We start from the raw sequence: 19908 nt of genomic DNA, 5'->3' as shown, positions 1-19908 counted from the left end.
AAGGAGAACCGGAACCATGGACACCCTCGTCACGAAGCTCGAGCAGCTCGTGCAGACGCGCGTCGTGCTCGCCGCGGACCTCGAGCAGCTGCAGGAGCAGCTCGCCCAGGTCGACGCCGCGATCCTCGACGAGCTCCCCGAGCTCGGAACGCACGACGTCGGCACCGTCAAGGTGCAGGTGCGCGAGTACACCCGCACGGACGACACGAAGATCGCGGCCGACTACCCGGCCGACCAGTACCCGCAGCTGTACGACACCCGCCAGGTGCTGAACATGGCGACCGTGCGGAAGCAGTTCGCGCCGGCCGCGCTCGATGGCTACAAGGTCGTCGGCAAGCGCTCGGTGGTGATCAAGCCGTGACGATCCGAATCACCACCCTCACCGAGGAGCAGCGCGCCCGCATGGCGCCGTTCGCTCAGGACTGGATCGACAACGCCCGCAGCACCACCCCGCTCACCGAGGAGGAATGGGCGCTCTGGCAGTCCGGCGTCCGCTACTGCTACGACGTCGCCGAGATCCCGTTCCCGGACACGATCGTCCGGGTCTCGTCGCCGATCGTCGGGGCGTTCGCGGGGCCGATCGCGGCGTACGTGATCGAGCAGCTCCGCCGTTCGGGGACCATTCCCCGCTCGGCGGTCGGCTCGGCGGTCGACTCGGCGGTCCGCTCGGCGGTCGACTCGGCGGTCGGCTCGGCGGTCGACTCGGCGGTCGACTCGGCGGTCCGCTCGGCGGTCCGCTCGGCGGTCCGCTCGGCGGTCGGCTCGGCGGTCGACTCGGCGGTCGACTCGGCGGTCGACTCGGCGGTCGGCTCGGCGGTCGACTCGGCGGTCCGCTCGGCGGTCGACTCGGCGGTCGACTCGGCGGTCGGCTCGGCGGTCGGCTCGGCGGTCGACTCGGCGGTCGGCTCGGCGGTCCGCTCGGCGGTCGACTCGGCGGTCGGCTCGGCGGTCGGCTCGGCGGTCCGCTCGGCGGTCGGCTCGGCGGTCGACTCGGCGGTCGGCTCGGCGGTCGGCTCGGCGGTCCGCTCGGCGGTCGGCTCGGCGGTCGGCTCGGCGGTCGACTCGGCGGTCGACTCGGCGGTCGACATCAACGAGCGTGACCTGCTCCTGACGATCCAGCGAGCGTTCTACCTGTGGATGCCCGGTCGCTTCGGCGGATGGGGCTGGTGGTCGCTGAATAGCTGGTGGCAGTCGTACTGGGCGTTCTTCCGCGACGAACTCGAGCTCGAGCTGCCCGGCGACCTCTGGGACCGCACCCTCAAGGCGGAAGCCGCGGCGTCGGCCGGGTACTGGTGGCCGTTCCGCGACTTCATCATGGTCTGCGACAACCCCACCGTCATCCACGTCGAGAACGCCGCCGGCGAGCACCGCATGCACTGCGAGACCGGGCCCGCGATCCAGTGGGCCGACGGGTACGGACTGTACTTCTGGCACGGCACCAACGTGCCGGGCGACCTCATCGAGACCGGGTGGGACGTCGAGCGCATCATGCGTGAGCGGAACGCAGAGGTGCGCCGTTGCGCGATCGAGCGCATGGGCTGGCACGAGTTCATCACCGCCGCCGGCCTCACCCCGACCGGGCCCGCCGAAGCCGACCCGGGCAACCCCGGGTTCGAGCTCACCCTGTACGACCTGCCCGAGCAGATCTTCGACGAGCCCGTGAAGTTGCTCGCCTGCACGAACGCGACGGTCGAGCGCGACGGCACCCGCCGCCAGTTCGGTCTCACCGTGCCCGCGTCGTGCACCACACCCGTGCAGGCCGCGGCCTGGACGTTCGGCCTCACCCGTGAGGCCTACCTGCAGCTCGCGGCCGCGTGCTGACCAACCACACCGAGAAGGAGAACACCACCATGTCCATCACCCTGGAACGCGCGATCGACCAGTTCGGCGTCACCGTCGACGAGCACCACGACCTCGACCAGCTCGTGCCCGTCGTCGACTTCGGTCGGCAAGGCGACGTGATCGTCGTGCCCGCCGAGCACGCCCCCGTGACCCGCCCCGCGAGCACCCCGGTGCCCGCCGACGGTGTCGCGGTCGTCCGCGGCGAGAACGGCGGCAACACGCACCTGCTGCTCGCCGACGGCGACGTCCGATTCGACGCGCAGACCGCGTCGACCGAGGACCTCGCGCTCGGCGTCCTCTCGGTCGGCACCGGCGCGCGGGCGTACCTCGCGCACCCCGAGCACGCGTACATCGGCTTCGGCCCCGGCGACTACACCATCCGTCGCCAGCGCGAGCAGGCGGACGAGCTCCGCCTCGTGCAGGACTGACCCCCACAGCCTGCGCTGGTCGCCCGGATGGTCGCAGCGGTGGTTCGACTCCACCGCCGGGCACAACCCACCCCCGAACCCGATTGGAAGGAGACGCCCCGATGTTCCAGCTCACGCAGGACCGCGTCGATCAGATCGTCGCCACGGTCGCCGTCGACGCCGACCAGGCGATCGCGGCCACTCACACGCTGTGCGCGACCGCTGAACGGTTGCACGCGTCTGACGATGACCTCGACCAGGCGATCGCGATGCTGTTCGACACGCCCCTCTCGAACCCGGTCGTCACGCCCGGGCGAGCACGCGCGGGGACGCCGCTGAGCGAGGCGGACAAGGCGCGCATCCGGGGGCTGCTCGACCGGGGCGTCGAGAACGCGGCGATCGCGCACGAGGTCGGCTGCTCGGTTCAGGCGGTCGCCGGAGTCCGCACGTGGCATCGCCGCCACGCGATCGCGACCGAGGCCGCGGGATGACCGGACGCAACCAGTTCATCGGCCGCGAGGAGATGCTGGCCGGCATCGGTGTCGACGTCAAGACGCTCGGCTTCGTCGGCCTCACATTCGACCCGCTGCCCGTGCGCGAGCAGCTCGACCAGCAGGCGTGGGGCGTGCGCATCCTCGAACGCGACTACGTCTACGCGCCCGAGGGCGACTACCGATCGTGGGTCCGTGGCCCGGTCGCCGAGGAGAGCGCACACGTGACGGCGAAGTACGGGCTGCTGACGCCGTCGTACGAGCGCAAGGAGGTCATCAACGACCTCATCGGGTGGCCGCGCAAGGTATCCGTGGAGGTCGTCGAGGTCGAGGTGTTCCCCTCGCCGTACCCTGACCTGCCGTACGGGTGCCTGGTCGCCCGGCTCGGCGGCGACGAGCTGCGCGAGATGAACGCCGCGTTGAGCGTCCTGCCGCACGTCGACTCGTTCGCCGAGTACAAGCCGCACCTGACGCTCGCCTACCTGACGCCGGACATCGCGATCTACGCCGGCATCCCCGAGGCCCGGTCGTGGCTGCTCGGCGCGCAGCTCGAGGTGACCGGGGTCGACTACGGCAAGGTCTACGACACATCCACCGAGCTCGGCGGCGATGCGGCGTGACGACGATCGACGACCTCTACCTCGGCGTCATCCGCGCCGGCATCACCGCGCACCCACGGTCACTGCAGAAGCGCATCGGCCCCTCCGAGATCGGGAAGCCCTGCGACCGGTGGATCCTGCACAAGCTGAACGGCGACCCGGAACCCGACCGCGGCCCGGCGTGGAAGCCAGCGATCGGAACCGCGGTGCACGCGCAGCTCGAGGAGTGGTTCAACGGCGCCAACCGTGGCGGCGGCGAACTGTCACAGCTCGAGTGGGTCACCGAGTGGGAGGTCACCGTCGGGCTGATCGGCGAGCAGGCCATCACCGGCCACTCTGACCTGTTCCACGTCCCCACCGGCACCGTCATCGACCACAAGATCGTCGGCACCCGGCAGCTCGCGCACTACCGGATCCACGGGCCCTCCGCCCAGTACCGTGCGCAGGCGCACCTGTACGGCAAGGGGTTCACCGACGGCGACGACTGGGGGCCCGCCCGACGCGTCGCGATCGCGTTCCTCCCCCGCGATGGCGAGCTGCAGCAGGCGCACATCTGGTCGGAGCCGTACGACCCGCACCGGGCGCTCGCCGCCCTCGAGCGGGCGAACCAACTGTGGTCGCTGCTGCAGGTCGTCGGGATCGACGCCGCGGTCGCCGCGAAGCAGCCCTGCGACGACCAGTGGTGCACCTGGTGCCGTGCCGAGCACCGCGAACGCGTCAACGCGAACCGCACCAACCTGTTCGACGACGGCACCCCCGCCGATCCGCCCACACCAGCCCTGGCACCGGCGCCGGTGGTCGCGCAGACGACATGCACCGTCTGCCACGGCCCCCTGCACCCCGTGCTCATCCACGCCGGCCACACCGTGCACCCCACGTGCACCCCCGAGACCAGCTCGCCGCCGCGCGGGCTGCCCGCGACGCCGCAACCCGCGGCGCCCACCCACCTATTCAGCTGAAAGGCAGACGCACCATGTCACTCTTCAACACCGCCACCGGCCGCTCCGTGAAGTTCGCCAACATCGGCGACCGCATCACCGGCACCATCCGGCAGCAGCCCTACGAAAAGCAGCAGACGAAGTTCGGCACCCAGGAGCTCGACTTCTGGCCCTCCGGGGAACCGAAGATGGCCGTCATCGTCCCCCTGCAGACGCAGCTCCGCGACGACAACGACGACGACGGCGAACGCACCCTCTGGGTCACGTCGACCGCGATGAAGAAGGCCATCGGCAACGCGATCGCCGCGGCCCGCGTATCCGACGTCGCCGTCGGCGGCACCCTCAGCCTCCAGTACATCGGCAACGACCCAAACAGCAAGAACCCGGCGAACCCGAAGAAGCTGTACGAGGCCCAGTACACCGCGCCCGCCACCGGCCTCGCCGGCACACCGGCCCCCGCCGCAGCACCCGCGTCCCCGCCGTCGACGCCCGCCCCGGCCGCGCCCGCGCAGTCGTTCATCCCCGACGGGCTGACCGCCGAGCAGACCGCCCAGGTCGAGCAGCTCCGCCGCGCCGGGATCAGCGACGACGTCATCGCGCCCGCCGTCGGCGCCAGCGTCGAGCAGATCGCCGCCGTCCCCTTCTGAACCACCCCATCGTGTGTGCGCCCCGCCGGCCCGGGGCGCACACACCCCCACCATCTCCGCCACACGCAGAAGGAAGCACTGACCCGTGAACAACCTGCTCGACACCGCCCGCGAACTCGCGGCAGCCGGCATCAGCGTCGTCCCCGTCCGCGGCGACGGCAGCAAGTCCCCGGCCGTCGCCTGGAAGCCCTACACCAGCGAGCGCCCCACCGACGAGCAGATCACCACCTGGTTCACCAACCCCGGCCAGAACGGCATCGGCTGCATCACCGGCAACATCTCCGGCCGCCTCGAGCTCCTCGAGATCGAAGGCAAGGCGATGCACCTCCTGCCCGACGTGCTCGAACTCATCGACGGGTCCGGGCTCCACGACCTCTGGACCACCGTCATGACGGGCTGGTCCGAAACCTCCCCATCCGGTGGCCTCCACCTCCAGTACCTCCTCGCCGACGGCGACGTCCCCGGGAACTCGAAGGTCGCGCAGGCACCCAGCGAAGGCGCCACCGGCCGCGACACCCTCGCCGAGACCCGCGGCGAAGGCGGGTTCGTCGTGCTCGCCCCCTCCGCCGGCACCGTGCACCCCACCGGGAAACCGTGGGTGCGGCTCGCCGGCGGGCCCGCGACGATCGCAACCATCACCCGCGAGCAGCGCGACGACCTCCACGCCGTCGTGCACGCCGCCCTCGACACCATGCCCGAACCCGCCGCAGCGACCACACCCGTCGACCCCATGTGGTCCGCCCGCACGCCCAGCGACGGCGACATCACCCCGGGCGACGACTTCGAGACCCGCACCGACTGGGACGACATCCTCACCGGGTGGCGACACGTCTTCACCCGCGGCACCACCCGGTACTGGCGTCGCCCCGGCAAGGACGAAGGCATCAGCGCCACCACCGGGCACGCGCAAGACCGCGACCGGCTCTACGTCTTCACCTCGTCGACCGTGTTCGAACCCGAGACGCCGTACACGAAGTTCGGCGCCTTCGCTCTCCTCGAGCACGCCGGCGACCACACCGCCGCCGCCCGCACCCTCCACGAACGCGGGTACGGACGCCGTGCACCCCGCGCACTCGCCGCCGTCAACACCCCGCCCGACACCGACCCGGCCACTCCCGCGCCGAGCCCCCTCGCCGCCGCGAGCTCGCGCACCACCCCCACCGGGAGCGTGCTCGCCGCCGTCGCCACCACCGCACCCGCGACCGTCAGCGACGACGACGCCGACCTCACCGACGACGGCAACGCACGCCTCCTCGCCGCCGAACACCACCACCAGCTCAAGTACGTGCCCGACGCCGGCCGCTGGGTCACCTGGACCGGCACCCGTTGGGAGTTCCACCCCGACGACGCCCCTGCCATCGAAGCCGCCCGCGACATCGCCCACCGCCTCCCCCACGACACTAAAGACCTGCACCGGCACCGACAGCGGTCCCTCAGCTCCCGCGCTCTCCACGACGCCGTCCGCCTCGCCCGCACCACCGGCAGCATGCGCGTCGTCGCCGACCAGTTCGACCGGCACCCGTGGCAGCTGAACACCCCTGGCGGCATCGCCGACCTCCGAACCGGGCAGCTGCTCGCCGCCACCCCGCACCTCTACCACTCGAAGCAGACCGCAGTCACCCCCGACCTCGACGCGCCCACCCCGCTCTGGGACCGGTTCCTCGAGACCACGTTCGGCGGCAACTTCGAACTCATCGACTACGTGCAGCGCCTCGCCGGCCTCTCCGCTGTCGGCGAGACCCTCGAACACGTCCTCCCGTTCCTCCACGGCGCCGGCCAGAACGGCAAGACCGTGCTGCTCGAGACCATCGCGACCGTGCTCGGCGACTACGCCACCGAAGCACCCACCGGGTTCCTGCTCGCCGGCCGCGACAAGCACGAGACCGAGCTCGCGAACCTCCGCGGCCGACGCCTCGTCATCGCCTCCGAGGTCAACGAGAACACCAAGTTCGACGAGGCGAAGATGAAGACCCTCACCGGCGGCGACAAGATCACCGCCCGCTTCATGCGCCAGGACTTCTTCACCTTCACCCCCACCCACACGCTCTGGCTCATGGGCAACAACCAGCCCAAGGTCGAATCCGGCGGGCACTCGTTCTGGCGACGCCTCCGCCTCATCCCCTTCGCGCACACCGTCCCCGACAGTGAGAAGATCGAAGGCCTGCAGCAGCGCCTCGTCGACGAGGAAGGGCCCGGCATCCTCGCCTGGATCATCGCCGGCGCCTTCGCCTACCACCGCGACAAGCTCGACACCCCAGCCAGCGTGCGCGCCGCGACGGACCTCTACCGCGCCGAGGAAGACCACCTCGGCCGGTTCCTCGAGGAACAATGCCGCCTCGGCGGCGGCGCCGAAGCGCGCGTCGACACCGCGGAGCTGCGGTCGGCGTACACGACCTGGTGCCACCAGCAGAGCGAGCACGAGCTCAGCGGGCAGGCGCTCGGCCGGCAGCTGCGACAGCGCGGCATCGGCGAGGCGAAGTCGAACGGTCGTCGCTTCTACACCGGCATCACAATGCTCGCCGACGAGGCCGACGGCGAGCTCGAGTCGCCCTGGTGGAACCGATGACCCTCGAAAATCGGTCCCTCGAAACGGTCCCTGCCCGATCAACCCGGATCAGGCTCAGGGACCGATCCACCCTGAACAGGGACCGTTCAGGGACCGTTCTTTCGGCTATCGGTCCCTGCCAACTTCCGCAAGAACACGCGGCAGAACGAGGCACAGGGACCGATAGGGACCGTTTTTTCCTAGTGGAGCGCTTAACGCGCGCACGCAAGTTAATTAACACCGCGCGCGCACACGATGTCGCTCTGATGTCGACCGAATCGGTCCCTTTCGGTCCCTCGCCTCGAATCGAGGTGACGTCGGCATGAAGACCGCACCCGAATGGACCTCCTGCCGCACCTGCGACCAGCGGGTTCTCCACGCCGTCTGGGATGACGAAGACGACCTCCCAACTGGCCCCGACAGCCGACTCGACCCTGTCATCCTCACACCCGCCCAAGTCATCGCCTGCACCCTCACCGGCCGCCCCATCTGGCGCCTCCGCACCCACACCACCGGCGCCCTCACCACGATGCCCATCACACCGGCCACACCCATCCGCCCCAAACCCACCGACCGCATCCTCACCGCCCACCGCTGCGGCTACCCCTTCGCCGGCCCCCGACTCACCACCGCCACCACCACCACCGTCTACCGCGACCAGCCGCCCTTCTGAGGAGGAACCCATGCCCATCACCCGCACCCACACGACCACCCTCGCCGCCGTCGACTACACCGACGACGCGACCCACCTCGAGCTCGCCGTCCACGTCGGCCACGAACGCACCCGGCTTGCGATCACCGCCGACGAGGCGCGCACCCTCGCCGCCGACCTGCTCGCCCACGCCACCGAGCTCGACACGATGCTCGAAGACGGTGACGATGCGCCGGACGCCGGCTACACGCCCCTCGACCACGAGATCCGCGCCCGCGCGATCCGGGGCACGCTCATCGGCGACACCGACCCGGCCGAGGCCGAGCAGCTCGCCGGCGCCCAATACGACCGGTGGCTCACCGCCCACGACACCGACACACGCACCAAGACCTGCGACACCATCGCCGCCATCGCCGACGACGCCATGATGACCCGCGCCCAGGCCATGGCGCTCGGCGTCGACCAGGCCGCCGGCTGGGACGCCGCGTGCGCCCACCTCGCCACCGTCATCCGCATCACCGGAGGGACCCGATGAACCCCGAACAGACCCGACTCCTCGACCTCGTCGACGAACTCACCACCGGACGCATAGTCACCACCCACCTCGACGACGGCACCAAGCACTACGAACACCACGACGGCCTCATCCCGCAACTGCGCACCGCGATCGCATCCAGCATCGTCGGCGGCGCCGTCACCGCCGGTACCAGCTCCGGTATCCCCCTCGACGCCGACGCCCTCGAGCGGTACCAGCACATCGAAAGCATCATCGGCGAATGGCACGTCGCCGCCGACCTCGGCGCACCCCACGTCCTCCCCGAAGACAACCTCCGCGTCCTCTACGCCCACCGGTGGCGCAACGCCGAACCCGGCGACCTCGACGACGAGGTCGGCGCCCTCATCGCCTGGTGCGCTGCGATCGACGAGAAGCTCGACCCGCCCACCACGTTCGAGCTCTTCGACCTCAAGACGAACACCCCCGAAGAGTGCCCCGAATGCGGTGCCGGCTGGTACCTCGTCCCGCTCTACGGCTACCTCGACCGCGGCGTCAAGAAGTACGAGATCGAGCAGCGCGTCGCCCTCTCCGTCCAGTACCGGCCCGACGGTCACGGCTCCCTCGACCGAACCACCGTCCGCTGCGGATGCTGCGGCTGGACCGCCCGCGGCACTTGGGAGATTCGCGCCCTCGCCCACGACCTCGAGCAGCACATCCGACAGGCAGCCGAATCATGACCGGCAAGGTGTGCCGCTTCGACGGCTGCGACCGACAGATCACCGCGCGCGGCATGTGCCGGATGCACTACCTGCAGGAGTACCGAGCAGGCCGCATCGAGCAGTCACCGCTCCGCACCTCCTCCGCACCAACCATCTGCCCGCCCGACCACGAGCACGACCTCCAGGGCTGCTGGGGCGAGCACGGCTGCCGGTGCGATCGCTGCTCCCATCTCCGCAAGATGGATCGCCAGCGACGACGGAACCGCCTGCGCGCATACGGCCGCGCCGACCAGATCGCGCCGGCCCGCGTCCCCGTCATCCCCGTGCGCTCCCACGTCCTCGAGCTCAACGAGGCCGGCTTCGGCCTCGAGCGCATCGCAGACGCCGCCCAGGTGTCGCGATCGATCATCATGAACGTCGTCTACGGGCCCCGCGGCAACAAGACCGGCCACCGAGACCCGTCCAAGCGCACCGTGCTCGCATCCGTCGCGCGTCGACTGCTCGAGCTGACCGTCGACACGATCGACGCCGCCTACCTGCCCAGCATCGGAACCACGCGGCGCCTGCAGGCGCTCGTCGCCATCGGACACAGTGAATCTTCGCTCGCCGATCGACTCGGCATGACCGTCGGGAACCTCTCACGCATCGTGCTCGGCAAGGGACCACGAGTCACCGCCGAGACCTACCAGGCCGTTCGCGCGCTCTTCGCCGAGCTCTGGAACCAGCCCCAACTCGGCGGCTATCACGAGCGGCCTCGCCGCGTCGCCGCCCGGCGCGGCTGGGTCGGACCCCTCGCGTGGGACGACATCGACGACCCTGCCGAAAGGCCACACGTCGACGCCGAGGTCGGACAGCTCGTCGATGAGGTCGCCGTCGAACTCGCGCTGAACGGCGAGCGCGCCCGCCTCACCCCTGCCGAGCGTCGCGTCGCAGTGACGATCGCGCACGAGCGCCGGTGGAGCGACAAGCGCACCGCCACCACGCTGCACTGCGCACCCGAGACGGTGCTCCGCATCCGGCAGGAGCTCGGCCTCGAAGCACACGACTACAACGACCTGGAGAAGGCATCATGACCGACATCTACCCCTGCCCCGAGCACCACACCATCACCAGCGCCGACCTCCCGTTCGAACGCGCCGTCGACATCGCCGAGGCCTGCCCCGACTGCGAGGTCGTGCACCACACCTGAGCCCCGGCACGCCGAACCCCACGAGATGGCACACCGCGTGCGAACGACAGCTACCATGGTGCTCGCAGCGGACACGCATGCCCAGAAAGGCCCCCACCATCCACGGTGCGGGCCTTCGCTCGTTTCAGCACCCGGCGGCGGTCAACGAGCCTTTCCTTGAGTTCACTCGAAGGCTGCCCACGACGCGAACACACCTTCCCGCAGAGACAGACCTGCCGCCGCCGGGACACGAGCACGAGGAGGCCACCGTGCTCACGATGACCGGCCTCCTCATCCTCGGCATCATCGTCGTGCTCGCCGGCGCCCCGACCGACGAACGCTCCCGCCTTCCCCATGGGCCCAGCTGGTTCGACATCCTCCCCACCCTCGCCGCACGCAACACGCGCCGCGGCCGACGCCACCCCTGACCACCCACCCCCGGGGTGCCGATGCCACGACCTAACCCCCGCCGCCAGAACGGCCACCGCCGCAACGAAGTACGCGCCCGCGTCCTCGCACGCGACACCCACTGCTGGCTCTGCAAGAAGCCCGTCGACAAGACGCTCCCACCACGCCTCGACGAATCACCCGAGGTACACGAGCTCATCCCAGTGAGCCGAGGCGGCAGCGCCTACGACACCAGCAACTGCGTCCTCACCCACCGCGCATGCAACCGATGGATCGGCAACCGAACACCAAGTGAAGTCGCCGCAGCGCTCGAGCGGCGCGATCGACCACGGACGATCACGACGCTCGTCAACTGGTGACCCGGTACCCCTCCCCCCCCCTCCACCAGCCCAGCCCTCCCGGAGGCATAGGGCTCTTTCACACACGGAGCTCGTCAGGTCGATCGGGGGGTGCTCGCCATGGCACGGATCGACGACCTGAAGACGGCCCGCGACGTGATGTGGTCGTCAATCCTTGAGGCCGACGCCGAAAAGCGGGCGCCACTGATGAACCAGTGGCGTGCGCTCGAGGCGAAGATCGCCGAGCTTGAGTCGGAGTCCGAGAAGGCTGGTGATCCGGTTGACGAGATCGCAGCCCGTCGCGCTGCTCGGGGAGGCGCCACCGCGCGTACTCGTCGAGCCCAAGGGGGCGCGAGCTAACTCTTGGGAGGACGTCGCCGACCTGTCCGCGCGAGCCGGGATCGTGCTCGACGGCTGGCAGGAGCTCATTCTGCAGGCTGCGATGGGCGAACGGTCGGACGCGACTTGGTCGGCTAAGCGCGTCGGCGTCTCTGTCCCGCGGCAGAACGGCAAGAGCCAGCTGCTTGTCGCTCGAGCTCTTGCTGGCGTGCTCCTCTTCGACGAGCGCAAGATCGTCGTCTCTGCGCACCAGCAGGACACGGCACGCGAGACGTTCTCGAAGCTCGTCGAGATCCTCGAGGCCGAGGGCAACGGCTGGCTGATGGATCGCGTCAAGCCGAACGGCATCATGAACGCGCTCAACCGCGAGGCGGTGAAGTTCCGAAACGGCGCGACGATCCAGTTCAAGGCCCGATCCGGCTCTGGTGGTCGAGGCTTCTCGTCGGACTGCCTCATGTTGGACGAGGCGCAGCGGTTGAAGCGGCCGGCTTGGGTGTCGATCAACTCGACGATGTCGGCGATGCCTAACCCGCAGGTCTGGCTCCTCGGAACTCCTCCGACTCGCGAGGACATCGAGGGTCAGATGGGCGAGGTGTTCGAGTCGGTGCGTGAGGCGGCGGTCGCTGGTACGTCGACGGCGACGGCGTGGGCTGAGTGGGGTGTCGAGAAGGGCACACCGGATCTCGCGGACGTGCTCGCTGCCAAGCCCCGTGCGTGGACGGACAAGGTGGAGGCGCTGTGCTGGGCTGGAAATCCAGCCTGGAACGCGCGTATCAATCTTGAGGTCGTGCAGGGCGAGTTCGAGTCATACACGCCAGAGGAGTTCGCACAGGACCGCCTCGGCATGTGGCTCTCTGACTTCGGCAACGGCGGCAGCCGCCGCTGGTCGGCCGAACTGTGGTCGAAGACGTCGACCGCAGCGGCCCCGGCCGCTGGAACCCGATCGTTCGCGGTCGCGTTCTCGCTCGACGGTTCCCGGCTGGCCCTGTGCGGGTCGGTGAAATATGCCGATGGTGTGCACGTCGAACTGATCGACACGTTCACGGGCTCAACGCAGGCTGGCGTCGCGCCGCTCGCCGACTGGCTCGCCTCGCGTTGGCAGGACACCGCGATGATTGCGCTCCTCGGTAGTGCCGGCGCCGCGCTGAGTCAGGCGCTCCGCGATCGCGGCGTGCCTGCTCGTGTGATCAGGTCGATGACAACGCCCGACTACTTCGCTGCGAACGCGATGACCGAGGACGCTGTGAAGGCCGCGACGGTGTCGCATCCTGCCGCGGCGGATGGCGACGTGCTCGACGACTCTGTCGGAGTTTGCGACATGCCGATGGCGGAGCGCGGCACCTGGCGATGGAAGCCAACCACCCCTGACGGAGACGAGACACCAGTCGAGGCGTTCTGCGCCGCGTATTGGGCCGCGCGAACCAGCACGAGACGACCAGGTCGGAAAGCGAAGGGGCGGGTGATGTCGTGAAGCACGTTCAGCCGATGGTCCCCCGCGTTCCTGGCCTCGACGACACCCGTCAGGCGCTGGTGCAGAAGCTGGCGACCAAGCTGCACGACAAGGCACGCCGGAATGAGCTGCGCATGGCGTACTACGACATGCACAACACCCTCAAGGACCTCGGAATCTCTGTGCCCCCGCAGATGAAGTCCGTCGAGGTCGTTGCCGGGTGGCCGGCGAAGGGCGTGGACTCGATGAGTCTGCGAACCATCCTCGACGGGTGGACTGTCGCAGACGGCTCGACCGAGCTCCTCGACGTCGTGAACAACATCGCCGACGAGAACCGCCTGGCCTCGGAGATCCCCGCGGCGCACACGTCAGCGCTCGTGCATTCGTGCGCCTTCTCGTTCGTGTCGCAGGGCGACGTCGCGGCCGGTGAGCCCGATGTGATCTTCTCGACCGCGTCTGCTGAGCGTGCTGCTGGCATTTGGGACCAGCGGCGTCGTGCGCTCTCGAGTGCCTTGCACGTCGTGGATGTCGATGCGTCCGGTCGCATCGTCGAGATGGTGCTCTACCAGCCCAACCTGACGACGCACATGCGCAGCGAATCCTCGACCGTGTGGAGCATCCGGAGCATGCCGCACTCCTTCGGGATGCCGGTCGAGCTGATCCCCCACAAGCCCACCCTCGACCGCCCGTTCGGCCGTTCGCGAATCACGCGCGCGGTGATGTACCTCACCGACTCCGCCGTGCGGACGATGCTCCGCACCGAAGTCGGCGCTGAGTTCTACAACGCCCCGCAGCGGTATGCGCTCGGCGTGGATGACGAAACCTTCGAGGACAAGGACGGGAACCCTGTGCCGGCGTGGTCGGTCATGCTGGGGCGCCTACTGACGCTCTCGCGCGACGAGGACGGCAACATGCCGACCGTCGGACAGTTTGCCCAGCAGACGATGCAACCGAACCTCGATCAGCTGCGGTCGATCGCGCAGATGTTCTCGAGCGAGACGAACATTCCAGTCGGGTCGCTCGGCATCGTGCAGGACAACCCGCAGTCGGCTGAGGCGATCCGCACCGCGTACGAGCCGCTGGGAATCGAGATCGAACACTGGCGGCGCACCACCCTCGCACCGGCATGGGAACGGCAGATGCGACGCGCGGTCGCAATGACCGAGGCATCGGCCGCCGTACTTCTCTCCACGCGGGGACTGCGGGCGCACTGGGGCGAATGGTCGACGCCGTCCGAAGTGTCGCGGGCGCAGGCGGCCCTCGCTCGCATCCAGGCGATCCCCGGTGTCGCAAGTTCCGATGTCGAGCTCGAGCGGCTGTATTCGCCGGCGGAGGTTGAGTCCATCAAGGCGCATCTCCGCCGGCTCCGCAACGGGGACCGGCTCGTGGCGCTCGCCTCGGCCGCGAACCGGTCGGCTGAAGCTGAGGCCGACGATGGTCGACCGAGCTGACACCGAAGCGCTCCGTCTGGCGCAGGCGGGTATCCGCGTCCTTGTGGAGCGTGACCTGCAGGCGTTCGTCGACGGGCTCGATCTCGTTCGGCATCCGGAGTGGGCGCGCAACGCGATGCTCAATTACGTGCCGTTGCTCGTCACGCGGTACGGCGAGGACGCGGCGGACTTCGCGGCGGACTGGTACGACGACGCGCGAGCGGCGGCTGGCGCGCCTGGCCGGTTCCGCGCCGAGCCTGTGCCGTCGCCCTATCTCGACGCGGTTGACGGGACTGTGCGGCGGGCGGCGGCGGGCCTGTTCCTCGACGAACCTGACCTCGCCGCAGTGTTGACGACGCTTCAGTCGACGGTGCCGAAATTCGTGCTTTCCGCGTCGCGCACGACGATCGCGCGCGCAACCGACTCGGACCCGGCCGCGCGCGGCTGGCAGCGGATCACCCGAGTCGGCGCGTGCTCGTTCTGCCGCATGCTCGAGGGGCGCGGCGGCGTCTACACCCGCGAGAGCGTCCACTTCGCCTCGCACGGCGACTGCAACTGTGCCTCGGCGCCGTCGTGGGACCCGAACGCGCCCGAGGTCGACGTGCGCCTCTACGAGGCATCAAAGCGCACCACAGGCATGACCGAGGCGCAGAAGCAGTCACACAACGCACTGATTCGTGGCTATCTCGCCGATCACGAGGCCGAGCTCGCCACGCCCTGAACTTCCCGCCGCATGGCGGGTTGAACCACCGATCACCTTCCGCGTCACCCGCACGGGCGCCGCGGCGATCCCGCATGGGAGAGGAAGAGATGAGCAACAACACCCCCGCGCCGCCAGCACCAGCCCCGACGCCCGAACCTGCACCGGAAACGCTGGCACCCACCGAGCCCGCCACAACCCCGGAGGCTCCTGCACAGGAGACCGACTGGAAGGCGGAGGCTCGCAAGTGGGAGGCCCGCGCCAAGGCTGCCAAGGGCGCCGAGGACAAGCTCGCCGAGCTCGAGAAGGCCAGCATGACCGAACTCGAGCGCGCGAAGGCCGAGGCAGAGGAAGCCAAGGCCGAGGCGGCGCAACTCCGCCAGCGCGAGCAGCTCGCCGCATGGAAGACGCAGGTCTCGCAGGAGTCCGGCGTTCCCACGGCGGTCCTCGCCGGCACGACGCTCGAGGAGCTCCAGGCGCACGCCGAAGCCCTCAAGCCGCTCATCTCCAAGGAGCCCACCCCGGCTCCCTACATCGTTCCCACCGAGGGGACCCAGACGGGCAACGCCCCCGCGTCGCAGCTCACCGACACCGACATCGCCCAGATGTCACCGTCGGAGATCAACGCGGCACGGAAGGCCGGCCGGCTGAACAAGCTCCTCGGGATTTCTTGATCTAGAAAGCGAGTGCCATCATGGCCGTCACCAACTTCAAGCCGACGATCTGGCACGCGGCTCTCCTGGAGAACATCCACGAGTCGCAGGTCGTCATCCCGACCCTCAACCGCGAGTACGAGGGCGACATCGTCAACGGCGGTGAGACCGTCAAGATCACGTCGGTCACGCAGCCCACGATCAACACCTACGCGGGCACCATCACCCGCCAGGCGCTGACCGACTCGTCGCAGGACCTCGACGTCGACCAGAAGAAGTACTTCGCGTACCTCGTCGACGACGTCGACAAGGTCCAGGCCGCCGGCTCCTTCGACCCGGTGCAGCGAGACGCCGCTGAGGGTCTCGCCGACACGTCGGAGAACTTCGTCATCACCGACATGCTCACCAACGGTCTCGCGACCGGCGGCACCACGGCGCTCACGGACTTCGCGTCCGCGTACAACGTCGTGAAGGCGCTCCGCACGGGCGCCCGCAAGTCGAAGCTGCGGGGAGCCTGGTACCTCGCCGCCAACCCCGACTTCATCGGCATCCTCCTCGGCACCGGCTCGACCCTCACGAAGGTCGACGAGTCGGGCGACGGCGACGGTCTCCGCAACGGTGTCGTCGGCCGACTGCTCGGCTTCACCGTGCTCGAGACCGCGACCACCGCGCTCGCGAACACCAACAAGCCCGCGGCGATCGCTTACCACGGCGGTTCGGTCGGCTTCGCCGAGCAGCTGCTCAAGTTCCGCGCCCAGACCGTCGCCGACGCGTTCGGCGACCAGGTCGACGGCCTCCACGTGTACGGCGGAAAGATCCTCCGCTCGTCCGCGGTCCACACCTACATCTCGGCGTAAGGAGTCGACATGCCCTGGATCAAGGCAAAGAACGGCAACGTTTTCGAGGTCGAGGACGTCGACCTCGCGAGGCGGCAGATCGCGAAGTTCGGTGCGGAGGCGTTCGTCTCCGACCCGCGCGTGAAGGGCTCCAAGCCCGAGAAGTGGTCGCCCGACGGCGACACCGAATCGGACGCCTCGTCCGACACCGAGTGAGAGAGGGGGGTCGTCATGGCATACGCAACGGTCGCTGACCTTGAGGCCCGCTGGCGGCCCCTCTCCACCGATGAGCAGGCACGCGCCGGTGTGCTTCTCGACGACGCGTCGATCCGGATCGACGCGGTGGTCGCCCCGTCTGACCCGCCGACCTCGGACGAGCTCGCGGTGCGGCTGATCGTCTCGTGCGAGATGGTGAAGCGCGCTATGGCCGTGGTCGGTGTCGGGGTGGCCTCCGTGCAGGAGACCGTCGGCCCGTTCACCACCACCCAGCAGTTCACGAACCCGACCGGCGATCTGTACCTCTCGAAGGCAGACAAGAAGCTGCTCGGCCGAGGCCGCCAACGGGCCGGGATGGTCGATCTCATGCCGCAGGAGGCGCCGTGATCGGCACGGACGGGTTCGGCGAGACGATCACGATCACCCGTCAAGGGGAACAGACGGGCGAGGACGAGCAGGGCAGCCCGATCTTCGACACGGACACGCTCGAGGTGCCCGGGTGCGTCTTCGCGCCCGGCACCTCGGACGAGGTCGGGTCGACGGCCGGTGCCCGGATCGTCACCGGGGGCACCGTGTACGCGCCGAGCGGCACGGTGTTCCTTCCCACCGACATGCTCACCATCCGCGGTGAGCGTTGGCAGATCGACGGCGAAGCCGGCCAGTGGACGTCACCGTTCACCGGCGCAGGTTGGGGCGTCGAGGTCGCCGTGAAGCGAGGTGCATGATGGCGCGCAAGAAGGTCCGCTGGAAGGCGAACGAGCCGCTCTCCACGGTCGCCACGTCCGAGGAGCTCGCCGGCGTGCTCGAGAAGGCCGCGAAGCCGGTGTACGACGCGATGGCGGAGGACCCGAACGAGTTCTATCGCAAGACGCTCCGCATGAAGCGGTTCGTGTCCGGCGGTCGCCGCGGCCGCGTGAGCATCCAGGTCGGCGTCGAGGACCGCATCGGCGCCCGCGTCGAAGCGAAGCGCGGCACCATGTCGAGGGCGATCGCTCGTGCAGGCCTATAGCGTCACGTTCCCCTCAACGGTTGGACCGGTGGTGCGCGCGCAGCGCGACTGGCTCGCATCGCGCGGGTGGGCCGCCGCGAAGGCGGTCACCGTGCAGCCGAAGTTGCCCGCGACGAAGACGGCCCGCATGGTCACCGTCCGGGACGACGGCGGTGCCGACCAGAACGGAGTCGAGCGTCGCCGGCACAGCCTCAACGTGTGGGCCGACGACCAGGTCGAAGCCGAGAAGCTCGCCCGCGACGTCGCCGCCGGCTGCCGCTCCGTGCTCCACGCGACGAACATCTCCGTGCTCGAGGTCGAGGACGACACCGACGAAGTTCTCACCGTCGGCGGCAAGACCCTCACCCACTACCTCGTGGCGTGCACGCTCCTCGTGCGCGCCATCAACCTCTGACCGCCGGCCTGGCGGCCCAAATCTGTCCCGCGTTCTCCCGCGCTGGGTCACCACCGGCACGCCCGTGCCACCCACCACAGAAGGAGAACCCCATGGGTAAGGACATCACGGAGGTTCGCGTCGGTGTCGATGGCATCGTGGCGACCGGCGTGTTCGGAGTCGCGGTCGCCCCGTCGAGCGCGGACTCCGTGCTCGACGCGTCGTGGACCGACCTCGGCTACGTGAACGAGGACGGCGTCACCGAGACGACCGAGCAGTCGACCTCGCCGCTCAAGGCGTGGCAGCGCCAGAAGAAGGTGCGCACCCTCATCGAGGAGGGCTCGGTCAGGTACCAGCTCATCCTCATCCAGACCAACAAGGACACCGTCGCGTTCTACTACGGCGGCACCGTCGCCTCGGACGGGTCGATCGTGATCGACCCGACGAAGGAGCGCCCGGTCATCGCGTTCCTGCTCGACGTCATCGACGGCGACCAGAAGATCCGCGCCTACGCCCCCGAGGCGCAGGTCATCGAGGTCGGCGACCAGATCTACTCGAACGGCGAGCCGATCGGGTACGAGGTCACCGTGGAGGCCTCGTTCAACGAGGCCCTCGGCGGCGCGGTGAAGAAGTGGTACAGCGAGCTCACCGGCGCCGACACGTGGTCGCTCGAGATCACCGGCACCCCGACCGGCGGCGACTTCACCCTCACCGCCGACGGCGAGACCACGGCCCCGATCGCGTACAACGCTGCCGCCTCGGCCGTCCAGACGGCGCTGAACGCGCTCACCGGGATCGACGGCGCGACCGTCACCGGCATGACCCCGAAGACGATCACGTTCGCCGAGAACGTCGCCCTCACGGCCGACGACTCGGGCCTCACCGGCGGCACCACGCCGGCCGTGGTCGTCACGCAGGTCTAACAGACGGGTGGCGGCGGCCGACGGGAGACGGTCGTCGCCACCTCTCCACCCCACACCACTCCTCTCCCAACCCTCTCCCGAAAGGAACCACCATCATGGTGCTCTCGTTCAACACCCAGCCGTTCTCGTTCGAGATCGACGGCAGCCCGTACATGCTGCCCGTCCTCGGGTTCGGCGACCTCGAGACCTCCGCCGCGATCACGTCGGCCGCCGACGTCGACCGGCCGCGACTCATCCGCGAACTCTTCGAAGCGAAGGCCGACGCCCGCACGCTCGAGGCGATCGACAAGCTCGCCGTCGCCGACGTCATCAAGCTCGTGAAGGCGTGGGTGGGCATCGGCGAGGGGGAATCCGAGACCTCTGGCGAGTAGTCAGCCGACATCTCCCAGAGGCGGCTGCCGACCTCCGTTCGCACTTCCACGTGTCCCTCTGGGACGTCCCGCTCCGCGAGCTGCACCTGCTCCTGCAGATGCTCGCCAAGGACCCGACGTCGCGCCTCATGGCCGCGCAGTCCGGGTGGGAGCGACCGGTCAGCCACGAGTGGCTCATCCTCGCTGACCTGTACGACCTGCAACGAGCCAAGGCCTCGAAACGGCGCTCCCGGCCGTACCCGAGACCCACCACGAAACGCACGAAGCTCGGCGGCAACAACAAGCGGCGCCGGTCACCGCTCGAGGTGCTGAAGCTTCTGCGGCCCCACCGGGAGAAGCCTCCCGCCGAATAGTCGGG

28 protein-coding genes are annotated in these 19908 nt (G+C 69.3%); all 28 read left to right on the top strand.

Annotation, left to right across the window (positions count from 1 at the left end; genetic code table 11):
* Nucleotides 1-16 precede the first annotated feature (16 nt).
* The 28 genes from AC3RJ6_RS02820 to AC3RJ6_RS02685 all read left to right on the top strand — a co-directional run bounded on the left by AC3RJ6_RS02820 (nucleotide 17) and on the right by AC3RJ6_RS02685 (nucleotide 19903).
* Complete coding sequence (locus tag AC3RJ6_RS02820; protein ID WP_491425356.1) at nucleotides 17-361, top strand: hypothetical protein; 345 nt, start codon at nucleotides 17-19, stop codon at nucleotides 359-361.
* A complete protein-coding gene (locus AC3RJ6_RS02815; protein WP_491425355.1) occupies nucleotides 358-1821 on the top strand; it encodes a DUF6745 domain-containing protein in 1464 nt (487 codons plus the stop codon). The genes AC3RJ6_RS02820 and AC3RJ6_RS02815 overlap by 4 nt, the downstream gene beginning before the upstream one ends.
* A gap of 29 nt (nucleotides 1822-1850) precedes the next feature.
* The gene (locus tag AC3RJ6_RS02810) at nucleotides 1851-2270 is read left to right on the top strand and encodes a DUF8820 family protein (RefSeq protein WP_491425354.1); all 420 of its coding nucleotides are present in this window, start codon (nucleotides 1851-1853) and stop codon (nucleotides 2268-2270) included.
* Nucleotides 2271-2371: 101 nt separating this feature from the next.
* The gene (locus tag AC3RJ6_RS02805; RefSeq protein WP_491425353.1) at nucleotides 2372-2740 is read left to right on the top strand and encodes a hypothetical protein; all 369 of its coding nucleotides are present in this window, start codon (nucleotides 2372-2374) and stop codon (nucleotides 2738-2740) included.
* Nucleotides 2737-3360: a hypothetical protein gene (locus tag AC3RJ6_RS02800; RefSeq protein ID WP_491425352.1), complete on the top strand. Its 624-nt coding sequence runs from the start codon at nucleotides 2737-2739 to the stop codon at nucleotides 3358-3360. The genes AC3RJ6_RS02805 and AC3RJ6_RS02800 overlap by 4 nt, the downstream gene beginning before the upstream one ends.
* Nucleotides 3357-4298, top strand: coding sequence for a hypothetical protein (locus AC3RJ6_RS02795; RefSeq protein ID WP_491425351.1), 942 nt, complete (start codon nucleotides 3357-3359; stop codon nucleotides 4296-4298). The genes AC3RJ6_RS02800 and AC3RJ6_RS02795 overlap by 4 nt, the downstream gene beginning before the upstream one ends.
* Nucleotides 4299-4312: 14 nt before the next feature.
* On the top strand, nucleotides 4313-4924 hold the full coding sequence (locus AC3RJ6_RS02790) for a hypothetical protein (RefSeq protein WP_491425350.1): 612 nt from the start codon (nucleotides 4313-4315) through the stop codon (nucleotides 4922-4924).
* Between the two features lie 85 nt (nucleotides 4925-5009).
* The gene (locus tag AC3RJ6_RS02785; RefSeq protein WP_491425349.1) at nucleotides 5010-7490 is read left to right on the top strand and encodes a phage/plasmid primase, P4 family; all 2481 of its coding nucleotides are present in this window, start codon (nucleotides 5010-5012) and stop codon (nucleotides 7488-7490) included.
* A gap of 301 nt (nucleotides 7491-7791) precedes the next feature.
* Nucleotides 7792-8142, top strand: coding sequence for a hypothetical protein (locus AC3RJ6_RS02780; RefSeq protein WP_491425348.1), 351 nt, complete (start codon nucleotides 7792-7794; stop codon nucleotides 8140-8142).
* A 10-nt stretch (nucleotides 8143-8152) separates the two neighbouring features.
* The gene (locus tag AC3RJ6_RS02775) at nucleotides 8153-8656 is read left to right on the top strand and encodes a hypothetical protein (protein ID WP_491425347.1); all 504 of its coding nucleotides are present in this window, start codon (nucleotides 8153-8155) and stop codon (nucleotides 8654-8656) included.
* On the top strand, nucleotides 8653-9354 hold the full coding sequence (locus tag AC3RJ6_RS02770) for a DUF7341 domain-containing protein (protein WP_491425346.1): 702 nt from the start codon (nucleotides 8653-8655) through the stop codon (nucleotides 9352-9354). Before AC3RJ6_RS02775 ends, AC3RJ6_RS02770 begins: the two co-directional genes overlap by 4 nt.
* Entirely contained in the window at nucleotides 9351-10409 is a 1059-nt protein-coding gene (locus AC3RJ6_RS02765) for a hypothetical protein (protein ID WP_491425345.1), read from the top strand. Before AC3RJ6_RS02770 ends, AC3RJ6_RS02765 begins: the two co-directional genes overlap by 4 nt.
* A 364-nt stretch (nucleotides 10410-10773) precedes the next feature.
* Nucleotides 10774-10932 carry a hypothetical protein gene (locus AC3RJ6_RS02760; protein ID WP_491425344.1) on the top strand — a complete coding sequence of 53 codons (159 nt, stop codon included), beginning with the start codon at nucleotides 10774-10776 and terminating at the stop codon, nucleotides 10930-10932.
* A gap of 21 nt (nucleotides 10933-10953) precedes the next feature.
* On the top strand, nucleotides 10954-11271 hold the full coding sequence (locus AC3RJ6_RS02755) for an HNH endonuclease (RefSeq protein ID WP_491425343.1): 318 nt from the start codon (nucleotides 10954-10956) through the stop codon (nucleotides 11269-11271).
* A gap of 99 nt (nucleotides 11272-11370) precedes the next feature.
* Complete coding sequence (locus tag AC3RJ6_RS02750; protein ID WP_491425342.1) at nucleotides 11371-11610, top strand: hypothetical protein; 240 nt, start codon at nucleotides 11371-11373, stop codon at nucleotides 11608-11610.
* Between the two features lie 43 nt (nucleotides 11611-11653).
* Nucleotides 11654-13060, top strand: a complete 1407-nt coding sequence (locus AC3RJ6_RS02745; RefSeq protein WP_491425341.1) for a terminase large subunit domain-containing protein — start codon at nucleotides 11654-11656, stop codon at nucleotides 13058-13060.
* On the top strand, nucleotides 13057-14490 hold the full coding sequence (locus tag AC3RJ6_RS02740) for a phage portal protein (protein ID WP_491425340.1): 1434 nt from the start codon (nucleotides 13057-13059) through the stop codon (nucleotides 14488-14490). The genes AC3RJ6_RS02745 and AC3RJ6_RS02740 overlap by 4 nt, the downstream gene beginning before the upstream one ends.
* Nucleotides 14474-15190, top strand: a complete 717-nt coding sequence (locus AC3RJ6_RS02735; protein WP_491425339.1) for a VG15 protein — start codon at nucleotides 14474-14476, stop codon at nucleotides 15188-15190. The genes AC3RJ6_RS02740 and AC3RJ6_RS02735 overlap by 17 nt, the downstream gene beginning before the upstream one ends.
* 89 nt (nucleotides 15191-15279) lie before the next feature.
* Entirely contained in the window at nucleotides 15280-15843 is a 564-nt protein-coding gene (locus AC3RJ6_RS02730; RefSeq protein ID WP_491425338.1) for a hypothetical protein, read from the top strand.
* Nucleotides 15844-15863: 20 nt separating this feature from the next.
* On the top strand, nucleotides 15864-16679 hold the full coding sequence (locus AC3RJ6_RS02725; protein ID WP_491425337.1) for a hypothetical protein: 816 nt from the start codon (nucleotides 15864-15866) through the stop codon (nucleotides 16677-16679).
* Nucleotides 16680-16688: 9 nt separating this feature from the next.
* Nucleotides 16689-16874, top strand: coding sequence for a hypothetical protein (locus AC3RJ6_RS02720; RefSeq protein WP_491425336.1), 186 nt, complete (start codon nucleotides 16689-16691; stop codon nucleotides 16872-16874).
* 15 nt (nucleotides 16875-16889) lie between these two features.
* Nucleotides 16890-17261, top strand: a complete 372-nt coding sequence (locus tag AC3RJ6_RS02715) for a hypothetical protein (protein ID WP_491425335.1) — start codon at nucleotides 16890-16892, stop codon at nucleotides 17259-17261.
* On the top strand, nucleotides 17258-17599 hold the full coding sequence (locus AC3RJ6_RS02710; protein ID WP_491425334.1) for a hypothetical protein: 342 nt from the start codon (nucleotides 17258-17260) through the stop codon (nucleotides 17597-17599). The genes AC3RJ6_RS02715 and AC3RJ6_RS02710 overlap by 4 nt, the downstream gene beginning before the upstream one ends.
* Entirely contained in the window at nucleotides 17596-17883 is a 288-nt protein-coding gene (locus AC3RJ6_RS02705) for a hypothetical protein (RefSeq protein WP_491425333.1), read from the top strand. The genes AC3RJ6_RS02710 and AC3RJ6_RS02705 overlap by 4 nt, the downstream gene beginning before the upstream one ends.
* A gap of 28 nt (nucleotides 17884-17911) precedes the next feature.
* Complete coding sequence (locus AC3RJ6_RS02700) at nucleotides 17912-18277, top strand: hypothetical protein (protein ID WP_491425332.1); 366 nt, start codon at nucleotides 17912-17914, stop codon at nucleotides 18275-18277.
* A gap of 92 nt (nucleotides 18278-18369) precedes the next feature.
* Nucleotides 18370-19179: a phage tail tube protein gene (locus AC3RJ6_RS02695; RefSeq protein WP_491425331.1), complete on the top strand. Its 810-nt coding sequence runs from the start codon at nucleotides 18370-18372 to the stop codon at nucleotides 19177-19179.
* A 95-nt stretch (nucleotides 19180-19274) separates the two neighbouring features.
* The gene (locus AC3RJ6_RS02690; RefSeq protein WP_491425330.1) at nucleotides 19275-19550 is read left to right on the top strand and encodes a hypothetical protein; all 276 of its coding nucleotides are present in this window, start codon (nucleotides 19275-19277) and stop codon (nucleotides 19548-19550) included.
* Nucleotides 19551-19600: 50 nt separating this feature from the next.
* A complete protein-coding gene (locus AC3RJ6_RS02685; RefSeq protein ID WP_491425329.1) occupies nucleotides 19601-19903 on the top strand; it encodes a hypothetical protein in 303 nt (100 codons plus the stop codon).
* The last annotated feature ends 5 nt before the right edge of the window (nucleotides 19904-19908 follow it).

Source organism: Agromyces cucurbitae, assembly GCF_058349945.1.
The sequence above is the reverse complement of the archived record's forward strand: the minus strand, read 5'-3'. Positions and strand labels throughout refer to the sequence as shown.